Annotated in this window: 15 protein-coding genes and 1 pseudogene; 4 read left to right on the top strand and 12 right to left on the bottom strand. The window is 61.7% G+C overall.

Going from position 1 to position 15,339, the window contains the following annotated elements:
- Window positions 1-157 precede the first annotated feature (157 nt).
- Window positions 158-2,434 (top strand): PAS domain S-box protein, encoded by a 2,277-nt coding sequence (locus CKW13_RS09875; RefSeq protein WP_095108403.1) that lies wholly within the window; start codon window positions 158-160, stop codon window positions 2,432-2,434.
- 4 nt (window positions 2,435-2,438) lie between these two features.
- On the top strand, window positions 2,439-3,074 hold the full coding sequence (locus CKW13_RS09870) for a response regulator transcription factor (protein ID WP_095108402.1): 636 nt from the start codon (window positions 2,439-2,441) through the stop codon (window positions 3,072-3,074).
- A gap of 61 nt (window positions 3,075-3,135) precedes the next feature.
- On the opposite strand, the gene CKW13_RS09865 is transcribed toward CKW13_RS09870, so the two are convergent.
- The 12 genes and pseudogenes from CKW13_RS09865 to CKW13_RS09815 all read right to left on the bottom strand — a co-directional run bounded on the left by CKW13_RS09865 (window position 3,136) and on the right by CKW13_RS09815 (window position 14,406).
- Window positions 3,136-3,402 carry a hypothetical protein gene (locus CKW13_RS09865; protein ID WP_095108401.1) on the bottom strand — a complete coding sequence of 89 codons (267 nt, stop codon included), beginning with the start codon at window positions 3,400-3,402 and terminating at the stop codon, window positions 3,136-3,138.
- A gap of 56 nt (window positions 3,403-3,458) precedes the next feature.
- Window positions 3,459-4,223, bottom strand: a complete 765-nt coding sequence (locus CKW13_RS24995) for a methyl-accepting chemotaxis protein (RefSeq protein WP_371856231.1) — start codon at window positions 4,221-4,223, stop codon at window positions 3,459-3,461.
- A gap of 135 nt (window positions 4,224-4,358) precedes the next feature.
- Window positions 4,359-5,333: pseudogene (locus tag CKW13_RS24990) on the bottom strand (HAMP domain-containing protein); the annotation flags it as partial.
- Between the two features lie 432 nt (window positions 5,334-5,765).
- Entirely contained in the window at window positions 5,766-6,878 is a 1,113-nt protein-coding gene (locus tag CKW13_RS09855; protein WP_095108399.1) for an HD-GYP domain-containing protein, read from the bottom strand.
- A 71-nt stretch (window positions 6,879-6,949) separates the two neighbouring features.
- Window positions 6,950-7,882, bottom strand: a complete 933-nt coding sequence (locus CKW13_RS09850; RefSeq protein WP_095108398.1) for a chemotaxis protein CheV — start codon at window positions 7,880-7,882, stop codon at window positions 6,950-6,952.
- Window positions 7,883-8,108: 226 nt separating this feature from the next.
- On the bottom strand, window positions 8,109-9,479 hold the full coding sequence (locus tag CKW13_RS09845; protein ID WP_095108397.1) for a sensor histidine kinase: 1,371 nt from the start codon (window positions 9,477-9,479) through the stop codon (window positions 8,109-8,111).
- The gene (locus CKW13_RS09840; RefSeq protein ID WP_095108396.1) at window positions 9,476-10,138 is read right to left on the bottom strand and encodes a response regulator; all 663 of its coding nucleotides are present in this window, start codon (window positions 10,136-10,138) and stop codon (window positions 9,476-9,478) included. The genes CKW13_RS09845 and CKW13_RS09840 overlap by 4 nt, the downstream gene beginning before the upstream one ends.
- Window positions 10,139-10,149: 11 nt before the next feature.
- Window positions 10,150-10,794, bottom strand: coding sequence for a tetratricopeptide repeat protein (locus tag CKW13_RS09835; protein ID WP_095108395.1), 645 nt, complete (start codon window positions 10,792-10,794; stop codon window positions 10,150-10,152).
- On the bottom strand, window positions 10,791-11,600 hold the full coding sequence (locus tag CKW13_RS09830) for an SDR family oxidoreductase (RefSeq protein ID WP_095108394.1): 810 nt from the start codon (window positions 11,598-11,600) through the stop codon (window positions 10,791-10,793). Before CKW13_RS09830 ends, CKW13_RS09835 begins: the two co-directional genes overlap by 4 nt.
- Complete coding sequence (locus CKW13_RS09825) at window positions 11,587-12,261, bottom strand: TenA family transcriptional regulator (RefSeq protein WP_095108393.1); 675 nt, start codon at window positions 12,259-12,261, stop codon at window positions 11,587-11,589. Before CKW13_RS09825 ends, CKW13_RS09830 begins: the two co-directional genes overlap by 14 nt.
- The gene (locus CKW13_RS09820; protein WP_095108392.1) at window positions 12,258-13,739 is read right to left on the bottom strand and encodes an AMP-binding protein; all 1,482 of its coding nucleotides are present in this window, start codon (window positions 13,737-13,739) and stop codon (window positions 12,258-12,260) included. Before CKW13_RS09820 ends, CKW13_RS09825 begins: the two co-directional genes overlap by 4 nt.
- Entirely contained in the window at window positions 13,729-14,406 is a 678-nt protein-coding gene (locus CKW13_RS09815; protein ID WP_095108391.1) for a thermostable hemolysin, read from the bottom strand. Before CKW13_RS09815 ends, CKW13_RS09820 begins: the two co-directional genes overlap by 11 nt.
- A gap of 194 nt (window positions 14,407-14,600) precedes the next feature.
- Here CKW13_RS09815 and CKW13_RS09810 point away from each other — a divergent pair, with 194 nt between their 5' ends.
- On the top strand, window positions 14,601-14,906 hold the full coding sequence (locus CKW13_RS09810) for a metalloregulator ArsR/SmtB family transcription factor (protein WP_095108390.1): 306 nt from the start codon (window positions 14,601-14,603) through the stop codon (window positions 14,904-14,906).
- Window positions 14,903-15,337: a YeeE/YedE family protein gene (locus CKW13_RS09805; RefSeq protein ID WP_095108389.1), complete on the top strand. Its 435-nt coding sequence runs from the start codon at window positions 14,903-14,905 to the stop codon at window positions 15,335-15,337. The genes CKW13_RS09810 and CKW13_RS09805 overlap by 4 nt, the downstream gene beginning before the upstream one ends.
- Window positions 15,338-15,339 lie beyond the last annotated feature (2 nt).

Here is a 15,339-nt window from a genome sequence, read left to right as displayed (position 1 = left end):
ATCCGGGGTGCTTTATATAACAAGCGCCTCTTGATATGGAAGTACAACCTATGGCGTATAGTATATGTGCTATATGCGGCTCGTCTGAGGCCAAATGATTGCAGCCAGCGCGCCAGGGCCGATATATCCTTGGCGCCCCCCACGAAGCGGACCCGTAATGACCCTGACCCCCGTTCGATTGCACAGCTGGTTGCGCCTGCAGCGTGAGGGCGTGCCGTTGGCTGCGCGGGCCGATGCCTTGTGCCGTGCGTTGCAGGATTGCCCGCAAGTGCGCCGCGCGGTGTATTTGAGCTGGCAACCCCAGGCCGGGATCTACAGCCATGAAGGCGCCGCCCAGCATTTTCCGCCGGGCCAGGGTGATCCCTCGCAGGCCAGCGACCAAGTGTTGTTCGAGCGCTTGCTTGAGGCCGGGCGTTTGGACCTAGACCAAGTCCGGCAACTCGATTGCTGGTTGGCCGGCCGCTTGCGCCGCGCCGCCATCAGCCATGGCCAGGTCATGGACTTGGCCTTGCAACCGGGCCAGGACGGGTTGCTGCTGGTGCACTTGCGCGAAGGCGTCGATGGCGCCTGGCTGGGCGGGGTGCAGGACTGGCTGGCGACCTTGCTCCACAGCGTCAACGACATGCTGCGCGGGTCGCCGCTGCTGGGGCACGACCCGCAGCCGAGCCTGCTGCTCGACGCGCAAGGTCGGCCCCAGGAGTTCAATGCGGCCTTGTTGGCGCTACTGGCGGAGCAACCGCTGAGCGAGGCGCTGGACTTTCTACCGATCAACCATCGGATGCTGGTGCATGCGTGCCTGGACCAGCAGCGGGCCATCGAAGAGGTCGAAGCCCCGTTCCACGGCCGCATCCTGATCTGGACGTTCATCCCCGCCCCTCAAGACAACCGCGTGCTTGCCCGTTGCCGCGACGCCACCACGCAAGTGTTGGCCGAACGCGAAGCCGCCAAGGCGCGGCGGCTGTACCGGCTCATCATTGAGAACACCACCGACCTGATTTCCCGGCACACCCCCCAAGGCTGCTTTCTCGATGCTTCGCCGGCCTCCTGGACGTTGCTCGGCTACTGGCCCGAAGAGTTGCGCGGGCAAATGGCCCAGGGCTTGTTCCATGGCCAGGACCTGGCCAGCCTGGTCCACAGCGCCCGCGATGCGTTGGAGCAGGAGGGTTACCACACGATGACGTACCGCATCCGCCATCGGCAGGGGCATTACCTGTGGTTCGAGACCGCTTGCCGGGCGATCCGTGAAACCTACACCGGAGCGGTGGTCGAGGTGGTCAGCGTGTCCCGCGACGTGACCGCCCGGGTGCAGGCCGAAGAGAACAAGCGACGCCTGGCGGCGGTGGTCGAGGCCAACACCGACCCGGTGCTGTTCATCGACCCCGAGGGCCAGGTCACCTACCTCAACCCCGCGGCGCGGCGGGTGCTGGGCATCGACGAGCAACAACCCATGCCCACCCTGGCGCAGTTGTTCGCCAGCGCCGACCTGGCGCGGCTGCAGCGCGACGGTTGGAGCGGTGCCGAGCGCGATGGGGTGTGGAGCAGCGATGCGCGGCTGCAACCCCTGGGCACGGGCGCTTCGGTGGCGGTGTCGCTGGTGCTGCTGGCGCACCGCTCGGCGGGGGGCGAACGCTACTACTCGCTGGTGGCGCGGGACATGACCGAACGGGAATTGCGCGAAGCGCAACAGCGCCGCCATCAGGACGAACTGGCGCACACGGCGCGCCTGGTAACCCTGGGCGAACTGGCCTCCGGCATCGCTCACGAGATCAATCAACCCCTGGCGGCCGTGGTCAACTATGCCAATGCCAGCCAGCGCTATTTACAGACGCTGGACTCCAACCCCCAGGCCGCCGCTCGGGTGGCCCAGGGTCTGGAGCGCATCACCCATCAGGCCACGCACGCCTCGCAAGTGATCCGGCGCCTGCGGGCCTTTTTGCGCAAGGGGCAGCGGCGCACCCAGGCCCTGGACTTCGCCGAGGTGGCCCGCGAAGCCGTGCGTTTGTGCGCCTGGGAGGCGGGCACGTGGCAAGTGACAATCGAGGACCGGCTGCCCGATAATCTGCCGCCGGTTTATGCCGACCGGGTGCTGCTGGAGCAGGTCCTGCTCAACCTGCTGCGCAATGCCATCGACGCCAATCGCGAACAACACCCCGGCCAACCCTCGTCGATCGTGCTGAGCGCAGGGCAGGGCGGCGCCGCTGCCGTGGAAATCCATGTACGCGACCAGGGCCCGGGCGTGAGCGAAGCTGAACTGGAGCAAATGTTTACCCCGTTCTATACCAGCAAGGCCGATGGCCTGGGGCTTGGGTTGTCCATGAGCCGCAGCATCATCGAAGGCTTCGGTGGGCAACTGCAGGCCCGGCGCGAACCGGTCGGGCTCACGATGGGCTGTCGCTTGCCGCTTGCCGGCCCCACAAAACAACAACAGGAATAATGCAATGGCGGGTGTCGCGGAACACGTGGTGTATGTGGTCGATGATGACCCAGGCATGCTCGATTCAACGGTCTGGCTGCTGGAATCGGTGGGCCTCAAGGCCTTGCCCTTTACCAGTGGCGTGGCGTTTCTCGAGGCCTGCGATGCCAGCCTCGAGGCTTGCGTGCTGCTCGATGTACGCATGCCCGGCATGGGCGGGTTGAACGTGCAGGAAGAAATGCGCGTGCGCGAACTCGACCTGCCGATCATTTTTGTCAGCGGCCACGCCGATGTGCCGATCGTGGTGCGTGCGTTCAAGGCCGGCGCCCATGACTTCATTGAAAAACCCTACAACGAGCAGTTGCTGCTCGACAGCGTGCAACAGGCCCTCAGCCATAGCGCGGCCAGCCGTTCGGGCAGCCTGGGCCACGACGCCTTGCGGGCACGCTTGCTCACCCTGACCCCCCGTGAACGGGATGTGTTGCTACCCCTGGTGCAGGGCTACACCACCCGGGAAATTGCCGAGCAGTTGGGGGTCAGCGCCAAGACCGTCGACCTTTATCGCTCGCGGGTGATGAAGCGCATGCAGGCCAACACCTTGCCTGACCTGGTGGGCATGGCCATTGCGGCGCAACTGGTGGACCCGCTGAAGCTGCGTTGAACCTTTGCCTGCACATGAAAGAGCCCTGATTAATCAGGGCTCCAGGGCGCCGGGGGAACGGCTAATGGACCAGGGCCCCCGAGGGTAGGGGTGTTTCGTGAGGCGCCAGCGCTTGCACTTGAACATCGCTGACGCCATGGGCCTCCACCATGTTCCTCACGGCGTGGCAGAGCATGGTGTAACCCTGCGCATCGATGTAGCAAAGCCCCAGGCTGTCGGCCAGGTACTTCCAGGCATCGGCCTCGTGCATTTCGGGGGCGGCGATATTGAGGGTGCACTGCTGCCCGCAATAGGTGTAGCTGATTTTAAAGTCGGTAAACCTAGGCATGATTTCACCTTGCTGTATGGGTGACGACTCTCAAGAGCAACCGCAAACGCGCCATCCTAGGTTTTTTTAACCTTGAAGCGGCTCAGTTCCTGTTGCATCAAGGCCGCCCGCGCCGAAAGGTCCCGCGCCGCTACCGCGCAATCTTGTGAGTTGGCCTGGTTCTGCTGGGTCACCGCATCGATTTGCTCCAGGCCGATGCTTGCCTGTTGCAACCCTGATGCCTGCTCGCTGGATGCCTGGTAGATCAGCGACACCAGGCTGGAGACCGAACTGGTGCCGCTGACGATGCTTTTGAGCGACTCGGCGGTGCGGCCCGCGATAATCATGCCCCGTTGGGTCTTGGTCGAAGAGTCGGCGATCAGTGCGGCGGTTTGCTGTGCGGCTTCGGCGCTGCGGGCGGCCAGGCTGCGGACTTCGTCGGCCACCACGGCAAAGCCGCGGCCCAACTCGCCGGCCCGGGCGGCCTCGATGGCGGCGTTCAGGGCCAGGAGGTTGGTTTGCGCAGCGATGTTGTCGATGGTGGTGATGATGGCGGTGATGTCCTTGCCCGCGTTGTCGATCTCGGCCATGGCGGCGATCAACTCGCTCATCAGTTTGTCGCTTTCTCCGGCATCGGCCCGCGAGGCGAGGGATTGCTCATCGGCTTTCTTGGCATTGGCCGCGTTATCGGTGGTCTGGGCCGCCATTTGCGTCATCACGGCGCTGATCTGGGTAATGGAAGAGGCCGAGTTGGACGCACCGTCCGACAACGACTGGCTCAGGTCGGTCACCTGGGCCGAACTGCCGGTGATCTGAGTGGCGCTGAGCTGCACCTGGGTCATCAGGTTGTTGAGGTTGCTGACCATTTTCTCCAAGGCTTTGCCGAGGGTGTCCTGGGGTGACGATAACTGCACTTGCAGATCCAGGTCACCTTCGGAAATGCGCTCGGCTACGCGCACTTGGCGTTGCAGGCTTTCAGACATGTCGTTGAGGGCCAGGGACAGTTGGCCGACTTCGTCCTCCGATTGCTGGACCAGGCGCCGGGAGAAATCCCCCAGGCTGATGCTGGCCGCCAACGCCGCGGCTTCGCGGATCGGGCCGACGATTTTGGCCGCGGCAAACCACAGGGCCACCAGGGCCAGCAACGAAATGGCCAACCCTACGCACACCTGCCAGATGCTGTTGTGCAAGCTGCGCTGTTGCAGCTCATGTTCCAGGGCAATGGCTTGGGCCATGACCACCGCTTTGGGCAAGCGAATCATCACCGCCCAGGGCTTGCCGGTGCGCCCCAACTGGATGGGCATCAGCACTTCAATGTCTTGGGTCTGGGGGTTGAGCAGGCTGTCGCCGCGCCCGCTTTGGATATTGCCGAGCACTTTTTCCCAGGATTGCGGCAACAGCGCCTTGATGGGCTGGCCGATCAGGTCGGTACGCTGACTGTCCGCCACCACCAGCCCCTGGTTACTCAGGATCGACACCGACCCCTTGCCACCGTAAAGGTCGGCAGACATTTGCTCGCTGAGCTTCTGGATGAAGGCAATATCGAAATCAGCCCCGACCACGCCATAGAACTTGCCATCGGCCACGATCGGCACCGAGAGGGTGGTGAGCCACACCTGCTTGCCTTGGACGATGTACGGGATCGGGTCGAGCACGCTTTCCTTGAGGGTGGTGCGTGGCCCGCTGTACCAACCGCCCTTGGGCACGCCGTTGGGGTGGCGGTCGGGGGAGTCGTATTCCACCAGTGGCTGCACCGCGATGTGGTTGCCGGCACTGCGCGTCCAGTAAGGCGTGAAGCGCCCGGTGGTCGGGTTGCTGCCATCCGAGGCGTTGCGAGAGGCCCCATCTTGGCCATCCAACGCCTCTGGCTCCCAGCATGAATAGGTGCCGTTGAAGTCCGGGTTGTCCTTGAGCACGCTGAGTAGCACGTTGTTGATTTGCTCGCGGCCCATGGCCAAGGGGCTTTGTGGGGTTTTACTCGCAGCAAAGGTGTTGGCCATGGTCCGTGCCGCATCCAGGGCATTTTGCAACTTGGCCTGAATAGCGTTGGCGCGGGATTCAGCCAAGTTTTGAATTTCGCGGATAGTTGATTGTTCAACTAATTTTGCAACTTCGGCGGAGACGTATTGCTCATTGGCCCGCGTGCTGAACAACCCGTAAATCACCAGGCTGGCCGAGGAGACAAACAGGCATATACCTGCGGTCACGCAAATGCGTGCTTGTAATGACTTAAATTTCATATAACCCCCTGCCCACTATTCTTTTGCCCAACTTAAAGGGCGGTATCTTATTTTTTTGCACGACACGGCGAATGCTTATCAAATCGTTTGCTGTTTACGCCCTCTGGCCAGGCAGAGGGCGATACCGCTATTTATTCCAAGGGCTCATAACTTGGCGCAATCGCCGTGCCAGAGCGCTTGGGTATTGATGAAGCCATATTGTTTTGCCAACACGCGCTCGACGATTTTTTCAGTCTGCGGATGCTCGCTGATGTTGATGATTGTCGGGGTGATGTAGGCATTCAGGTGGGTTGAGAAAAACACTTTGACTTTGGGTGCCAACAACAACCCCGGAACTTGTTCGGTGACCACGCCAATCAGCCCGCTGCCCAAACGAACCAGCGAACCTACGGGGTAAATACCCACCGACTTTACAAACGCCTGAAATACCACGGTGTCAAAGTGATGCTTCCATTCCGACATTTTTTGCAGGGCGATGGCAGGGTCCCAGGCTTCGTTGTAGGGGCGGTCCGAGGTGACCGCGTCATACACATCGCAAACGGCTGCAATGCGCGCGAACAGGCTGATCTGCTCACCGGCCAATTGATCGGGATAGCCGGAACCATCGACCTTTTCGTGATGATGCAGGCACACGTCCAGCACCAACTCGCACACAGGAACCGAGGTACGCAACAGTTGTGCGCCTAACTCGGGATGCTGACGAATGATGGCGAATTCATCGGCCGTCAACTTGCCGGGTTTGTTCAGCAATGTGGCGGAAACCGCCAACTTGCCCACGTCGTGCAGCAAGCCGGCGAGGCCGGCCTGGTGCACCAGTTCTGGGGAAAGTTCCAGTTGTTGGGCCACGGCAATCATCAGGGCGCAGACCGCAACGCAATGCATGTAGGTGTATTCATTGGCGTTTTTGAGCCGCACCAGGCTGATGAACGCATTGGGATGACGGGCAATGGACTGGCGTATGTCATCGACCAAGGTGTCTGCTTTATCTACCGTTATCGCGCGGCCCATGCGCGCATGGCTGAACATTTCCAGCATGGCCGAGCGCGATTGCACATAGAGCTTTTTGGCCGTGGCCAACTCTTCTTCCAGTGTTACCGGCGCTATGTGGCACGGCTCAGGCGCCTCGCCCGCAGCGGTGCTCGATTCAGGGGTAGGGCGCTGTTGGCCCTGCCAATAGGGCGATTCGGAACACGAGTCGCACCGTTCACCCTTGGGTATCCCTTGGCATGGGTCACTGAGCTCTTTGAGTTTCAACATGGCACACCCCCGGTGTGTTCGCGTCCCTGTTCCCCTTTAAAACGTCCTTGGTTTCAATTGAAGTTGAGTATTTACGGCTGAGTGGTTTCGCGGATGCGGGCAACGACCCGGCCGGCCAGATCGTCGGGGCGGAACTTGGCGAGAAAGTCGCTGGCCCCCACTTTCTTGACCATCGATTGGTTGAAGCTGCCCGACAGCGAAGTGTGCAAGACGATGTGCAAACCCGCCATGCGCGGGTCGCTGCGAATCTCTGCGGTGAGCGTGTAACCGTCCATTTCGGGCATTTCGATGTCCGAGATCATCATCAGAAACTCTTCTTCGGGTTTGCGCCCCTCATCCAGCATCGCCCGCAGGTAGTTCAGAGCCTGTCGACCATCATTTAATGCGACGACCTCAACCCCGACGGTTTCCAGGCAACGGGTGACCTGCTTACGGGCCACCGATGAATCGTCCACGGTCAGCACCCGCAGTGTGCGCGCCAGTTCGGTCACGGCGGTATTGACCACGCCTTCTGAAATTTCTTCGCTGGTAGGGGAGATCTGGGCCAGCACTTTTTCGACATCGATGATCTCGACCAATTGATCGCCGCAGCGGGTCACCGCCGTTAGGTAGTTGTCGTCGCCACTGCCCTTGGGTGGCGGATGGATATCCTCCCAGTTCAAGTTAACGATATGTTCTACCGCATACACCAAAAAGCCCTGGGTACGGGTGTTGTACTCGGTAATGATGACGAACGCCGATTCAGGGTGTTCTACGCCCGGTAACCCGGTGGCCATGGCCAAGTCCATGATCGGTATCGAAGTTCCCCGTATATTGGCTACGCCACATATGTTGGGGTTCGACTTAGGTAGTATGGACAGGCGAGGGCAGCGAATAACTTCGCGAACTTTGAATACATTGATTCCATATAACTGATTCGCATTAAACCGGAAAAGCAGGAGTTCCAGGCGGTTCTGGCCTACCAGTTGTGTACGACTGTCGATTGACGCCATCACCCCAGTCATATGTTCCCCTCGCTTTAGGTAGCCAACATACATGGCACATTGAAATCATAGTAAGCGAGATGTGAAAACGCCGTGAAGTAAATTTTTACATTTTCTTCTTCGAGTACCTTTGGTCGTTTAAGTAAGCGGGTAACGATCAGGACTAATTATTGTGTAGCTAGCTAACTTACCTAATGTTTTTTAATGGCCGCCGGGTAAATAAACGCCTGGCGCCATTAAGCTCGATCTAGGCCCGAGGAAAGGCCAGGGTCGCGCGCAGGCCCGTGCCAGAGCGGTTTTCCAACGTGACCTGGCCCCCCATGCGGTCGGCAATGGCCTGCACTATCGTCAGCCCCAAGCCCGCGCCTTCGTCATTGCCCCGGCTATAAAACCGCTCGAACAAGCGTTCGCTTTTCGATTCATCGATGCCCGGTCCCTGGTCCTCGACCGTAAGTTCAAAGTGGTCGTTGTCCTGCTTGAGCGTGACGGTGACCACCCCTTGTTCAGGCGAGAAGTTAGCGGCGTTGGTCAGCAGGTTGTTCAGTGCGATGTCGATGGCGGCTGCATCGACGTGGGTCAGATAGGTGCCGTCCTGGGACTCGAACTCCAGCTCCAACCCTTTGCTCAACAGCCAAGGGGTCATTTGCACCAGGCTGTCGCGTATGGAGGCCTTAAGGTCGATGCAGGGCAGGGAGGTGGCACTCGCGGCTTGTGGTTCGAGGCGGGCCATGGTCAGTAATTGGTTGACCAGGCGACTGGTACGATCCACGCCACTGATTAGGTGCTGCAATGACTCGCGGCGTTCTTGCTCGGTGCCTGCTTCCAAAAGGTTCTGCGCATGAACCCTCAGCACCGCCAGTGGCGTGCGCATCTCATGGGCCGCGTCAGCGATGAAGCGATGCTCGCGGCCCAGCACTTCCTGGATTTGCGCGAGCATCCGGTTCAGGGCCGCTTGCATGGGTTCAAGTTCTGTCGGCAAGGGCATCAGGTGCAATGGCTCCAACGAACCCGAGTGACGGGCGCGCAAGGTGGCCGCCATATCCTCCAGGGGCTTGAGGCCCCAGCCGATGGCCAGCCAGACCATCGCCGCCAGAATCAGGCTGCCGAGTATGTTGGGCCACAGGGTATGGCGCACGATCCGGCCCACCAGGTCCGAGCGCACATCCTCACGCTCACCGACCCAGATGCGCAGGTTGTTGCTGCTGTCTTGCAGCATGAATGCGCGCCATTGGCGCTGGTGTAAATCCACAATGTCGCTGAAGCCCGCTGTCGCCGGGGGCGAAGTGAAGGTGGGGGCGCTGGCGGTATGCACGAGGACTTCGCCTTGCAGGTTCCAGACCTGGAAGGCGATTTTGCTCTCGTAGGGGTGGCCGTTGACCTTAGGCGCCGCCTCGCTCAGCGCTTTATTGAACGCCTGATACAGTTCGGCGTGCTCCTTGCCGGCCAGCGGCATGCGCATCACCCCTTGCAGCAAACGGGCGTTCTGCGCCAATTGGGCGTCATACACTTCGGCGATTTCGTGATTGCTGTCGTGCAGGTTGAACACGCTGAGGATCAGCAGGCCGGTGAGCATCAGGCCAATCATCAGCGTCAAGGTGCGGCGCCGAATGGAGGTCACGGGCGCTCCTCCACCAAGTAGCCAACACCGCGCACAGTGCGGATCAGATCACTGGCGAATTTTTTGCGCAGGTTGTGGATGTGCACTTCCAGGGTGTTGCTTTGCGCCTCTTCATTCCAGCCATACAGCAGTTGCATCAAGCGCTCGCGGGTCATTACCCGCCCCGGCGGCGACAGTAATTCGTACAGCAGTTGATATTCCTTGGGGGTCAGGACCACGGCCTCACCCTGGTAGGTGACCTGCTGGGTGCTGGGGTCCAGGCTGATGCCCCGATGTTCGATGAGCACCCGTGCTCGCCCGGCACTGCGCCGCAGCAGCGCCCGTAGGCGGGCTTTGAGCTCGGCGAGGTCAAAGGGTTTTATCAGGTAATCATCGGCGCCGGCATCCAGCCCGGCGATGCGGTCATCGGTCGCATCGCGGGCGGTGAGGATCAGCACCGGTAAGTTGGAACCGCTCTGGCGCAAGCGGCGCAGTACCTCCAAGCCGCCCATGCGTGGCAAGCCGAGGTCGAGCACCGCCAGGTCGAAGGTTTCACTGAGCAGCGCGTGCAGGGCGCTGCTGCCGTCCTTGAGCCAGTCAACGGTGTAGCCCTCGCGCCCCAGGGCCTGATGCAGGCCTTCGCCCAGGGCTACGTCGTCTTCGATCAGTAATACGCGCACAGCAGCTCCCGTCAGTTGAGTTTTGCGTTGACGTCCACCAGCAACGCCTCGATCTCCTTGCGCCGCCCGTTGTCGGCGGTTTCCCGGCCGGGGCGTGGCGCTGCTTGCAACGCCTTGAGTAGGGCCGCCTTGGCCTCGCTGTAGCGCTTTTGACGGTAGAGGTGATCGCCCCAGAAGTACAGGCTGTCGATGCCATCGGGGTTGAGTTGCAACGCTTGCTTGAGCAACTGCTCGGCTTTGTCGGCGTCCCCAAAACCGATGGGCCAACCGGGTACGCGGTCGTACAGCGCGCCCAGGCTGGTGTAAGCCGAACCTTGCAGGGCTTTTGGGTCCAAGGCCAGAGCGTGCTCCAGGTCGGCCCTGGCCGCCTTGACGTTGCTCAGCGCGCCCAAGCCGCCCTGGGCGCCGGCCCAGCTACTGCGAACAATGCCCGACCAGATCCACGCTGGCGCGGCGCACTGGCGCTCCTGGGTAAATGCCAAGGCTTGGCCGGACAGTTGCTCGAAGGCCTGGGCTCGCTGCTCGGCGGGCAATTGGTATTGGATGTGCGCCCAGCGTTGCTGGATGTTGTCCAGGCGCTGTTGACAGGCGCTGTCCAGGGCCCAAGCGCCCTGGCTCAGCGCCCCCAGCAGTAAACACGCGACACGTTTTTTCATGGCTTGAGGTTCTCAGGGTCGGTTTTATGGCTCAGGTGGCGGATGAGCGGCAATTGCTTGCGCAAGCCGCGGTCCACCAACTGGGGTAGCAAACTGTTCAGGCGCACAAAGAACCGTTCCGGCCAGCCCAGGTACAGTTCGCGACGATCACCGCTGATGGCATGGATCACGGCGTTGGCCACGGTGTGCGGGTCGTCGACATTGGCTTTGAGGGCTTCGTTCAAAGCCCGGGCCGCCGCGCCGTTCATGCTGGTACGAGTGGCGCGCGGGGCGACATAGAGCACATTGACCCGGGTATCGGCCAGCTCTCGGCGCAACGCCTCGGAAAACCCGCGCAGGGCGAATTTGGTGGCGCAGTAGGTGGCGTAGCCGGGATAGCCGATGGAGCCATAGGTGGAACCGACATTGACCACCATGGCGCTATCGGCCTCTTTGAGCAGCGGCAGCAGGAGCCGGGTGAGGCAGATCGGGGCGCTGACGTTCACCGCCAGCAGGGTGTTGATCTCGCTGTCCTCCAGCTGTTCGAGCATGGCGAAATGGTTGACCCCAGCGGCATTAATCAGCAGGTTGATGCCGCCAACGGCCTGGGCCGCGCTCAGTACCTTGCGTCGATCGGTAAGCTGGGTCAGGTCGGCGCTGACCCAGCACAAGTGCTGTGGGTACTGCTCGATCAACGGCGCCAGCGCTTCCCCGCGCCGCGCCACCGCCAGCACGCGGGCACCACTGGCACACAGGGCGGCGGCAATGGCCACACCGATGCCGCCGCTGGCGCCGGTCAGGATGACTCGGGCTTCACACAGGCGCATGGTGGTGCTCCCCATCGTGCGGCAGGCCACGGAACATATCGGCGTACAACCGGTACACCACTTTGCTGGCATGGATCACGGCGGCCTGGTCATCCGGGTCCTCGAGCCTGTCCATCAGACGGCGGTAGGTCTGCATATGCTCGATATCCAACGAGCCATGGGAGCTGAGGTAGCTGAACGCGGTGGGCGGCAAATCCAGGTGTTTGGCGATGCTGCCTGCCGCGTGGGTGGCCAGGGCGATACTGGTGCCTTCGAGCACATTGACCATGCCAAACAGGCCCACGGGGTTGTCCCGGGCGATGAGGTCGTAAAGGAAGCTGACCATCAGCTCGATCGGCAGTGACGGGCGGCCATAGCGCACGGCATTGCGGTCACCGCCGCACACGACGATGTCATCGAGGATCCATTGCTCATGGCCGTATTCGTCCTCGATGTAGTCGCATACCGCTTTGCGCAGCCATTCCAGGTGCGAGGGCAGGCGCGCGCCACAGGCCATCATCAACGGGACGGTATGACGCACGTGGTAGTAGGCCTGGGCCAGAAACGCCCGATAGCTGTGCAGGCTGACCTTGCCCTCCAGGGCGTCGCGGATGATGGGCAGGTTGAACAGCTCATGGCGTTCGTGGTGGGTGGCTTCTTGCAGGGTTTCAAAAAAACTCATGATGGAAATTCCTCGTTGAGGGTCAAACAAGTGAGTTGGGCGTGGTAACGCGCCACGATGGCGTCGCGGCGTGGCCGCCCATTGGCAGTGAGCAGGCCGTTGCTTGCGGTGAGCGGTTGATCCAGGCGCGTCCAGCGGTGGACTTGGGCGTAATCGGGTAACCCCTGATTGGCCCGAGCCACGGCGGCGTCCATCTGGGCATCGCTGCAATCGGGACGATGGGGCCAGAGCAGGGCGTGGTTGTGGGGCATGGCTTCGCCGTAGACGAAGGCTTGCGCGATATGGCGGCCCTGAGTCAGTTCGGCCTCGACCCACTCGGGGTTGACGTTGCGCCCGAAACTGGTGACAAACTGGTGCTTCTTGCGCCCTTTGAGGTAGAGAAAACCCTCGGCGTCGAACTCGCCAAGATCGCCACTGGGCCACCATTCGTCGGTATGGGGAGGCTGGCCCAGGTAGCCGAGCAGCGCCGAACCCTTGATGAGCACTTCACCGTCTTCGGCCAGTTTGACGTGCAGGTGCGGTAATGGCCGCCCGACGCTGCCGGGCCGGCAAGCCTGGGGTCGATTCAGGCAAACCACGGATGCGCACTCCGACAAACCGTAGCCTTCATATACCGGCAGGCCGACTTGCTGGGCACGGGCCAGGAGTTGCGTGGATACCCGCGCGCCACCGACCGCGACAAAACGCAACGAGCGAGGGTTGAAGGCGTTTTGTTCGGCGGCGCTGACCAGCAACAACAGCAACTGCGGCACCAGGATCATGCTGTGCGGTGCGCGGGCGGCCAGGACACCGAGCAGGCGAGGCACATCGACGCCACTGGCGCCCTGGATGCCCAGGGTTTTGAGGCCGGGCACGCTCACCGTGGCGCCGGCCAGCAGCGCTGCGTAGCAACCGAGGTTTTCCAGGAGGATGGCCAGTGGCAGCAGGGTCAGGTGATGCTGGGGTGCGGTGGGTTGGCTGGCCTGTTCCAGCTCACGCACCACACGCAGCAGGCTGTGGGCGCTTAGGCACACGCCCTTGGGCGTGCCGGTGGTGCCAGAGGTGAACGTCAGCTTTGCCGTGCCGGCGGGGACCCGCCCGGGGCCGGCGCGATGCTTGCGCCACAACCCGCCAAGGTTGACGTAGCCCGCAGCCTGCAGTTCGGCATCGAGTGCCGGTTCGCCGATCACCGTATCGGCCTGGCTTTGGTGCAGGCAATGGCTGCGTTGGGCGGGGCTGAAAAAGGGCGGCAGGGGCAGGCACGTCAGCCCCTCGAACAGTAGCGCGAGGTCCCAAAGCAGCGCGTCCACGCCATTGTCCAGCGCCAGTGCGACCACGTTGGCCTGCTGCGCGCGTAACTGCTGTTGGCGCGAGACGACTTCGGCGTACAGGGTGGCGTAGTCCAGTTTCAAGTCATCCCCCCACAGTGCCGTCGTGTTGGGCCTGTGCTCGGCATGGTTGCGCAGCACCTGTTTGAAGCGTTCCAGTTCAAGCGACATGAGAGGCCTGCGCTGTGGCGGTCGGCAAGCCGAGGCGGTTGAACAGGCCAGTGCTGCGCAAGTGCGCAAAACCGGCGCGGATATTGCCAACATGCACCTGTGGCTGGCTCTCGTAGTAGCTGCCCCAGGCGTGGCGCTCATCGCCCAGACGCATCGGGTCGGCGGCACAGAGGGTGATGGGCTTGAGGCCCAGGCGTAGAAAACTGTTCACCAGGCCAATGCTGCCGGTGAACGCGACCCACTCCAGGCCTCCCATCGCCAGCAGATACGTGATTGCGATGATGCTCAGGCGCGCGCTACCGGTATCGGCGGCGGCGAGGTTGCCGACTTCCACAATGGACTGGCGGCCGACCGGCTGCCCGTCTGCGGCGCTGATGAGCTGTTCTATGGGGGCGTCCAGGTAGCGCTCCAAAAACAACGCCTCGGTGCCGGCCAGGCGTACGCCGGCCACGGCACACAGCCCATCCGATGGGCTGCTGACACCGAACAGGTGCGGCATGAAGTGCTGGATCTGCGCGCCATGGGCTTTGTGAAAACGCTGCTGGATAAACGCTTCGTAGACAGGCCGCAGGCTGTCGCCCGGCATGGCGCTGGCCAGGCTCAGGGGTGAAGCCTCTGCCTGGCCCAGGTGCAAGGGCAGAGGGATGTTCCAGTCAAAATCGGGCATTGGACGGTGCCTCCCAAGGAATGTGTTGGGGGCAGTATTGGAGGCGATTCTTAATGGAGTCTGAAGATCGTCCAAATGATTCGGAACAGGGGCGATGGATTTGAGGGGCTGTAACGATCAATCATTATTTATTTTCATATAATGTGTTTTTGTATTAGGATCGCCGCCAAGGTGATGGGATCGAGGGCTTGGCCATGGATATACAGCAACTGCGCAGCAATGCCGAAGCCGCGGGGCAACTGCTCAAGGCCCTGGGCAATCCCGAGCGGCTGCTGTTGTTATGCCAGTTGAGCGAGGGTGAGCGCAGCGTCAGCGAGCTGGAGCGTTTGCTTGATATCCAGCAACCGACCCTGTCCCAGCAACTGGGGGTTTTGAGGCGTGAAGGGCTGGTGGCCACGCGGCGTGAGGGCAAGCACATTTTTTATCGCATCGACAGCCCGGCCGCTTTGGCGGTTATCAATACGCTGTACCAACTGTTTTGTGCGCAGGAGCCTCAATGATGATCGATTGGGCCAGCTTCACCCCCTGGACGTCACTGGCGGGGGGCGCGTTGATTGGGCTTGGCGCCAGCCTGTTCGCCATGATGAATGGCCGCATCGCCGGCATCAGTGGGCTGCTGGGTGCCGTGCTGGAAAAGCGGGGAGAAGGGCGCGGCGAAAAAGCACTGTTTCTCCTTGGCTTGATGCTGTCGGCCGTGCTGTGGTGGAGCATTGCCGGGCGCCCACTGGTGCAGTTTCAAAGCGGTTGGGCCGGGCTGTTGCTGGCCGGCTTGCTGGTGGGCGTGGGAACCCGCTATGCCTCAGGCTGTACAAGTGGCCATGGCGTGTGCGGCTTGGCGCGCCTGTCCAAACGCTCCTTTGCCGCGACGCTGTGTTTTATGGGCGCCGGTTTCGCCGTGGTGTTCATTACCCGTCACTGGATAGGAGCCTGAGC

Source organism: Pseudomonas sp. Irchel 3E20, from assembly GCF_900187645.1.
GTDB lineage: Bacteria > Pseudomonadota > Gammaproteobacteria > Pseudomonadales > Pseudomonadaceae > Aquipseudomonas.
The sequence above is the reverse complement of the archived record's forward strand: the minus strand, read 5'-3'. Positions and strand labels throughout refer to the sequence as shown.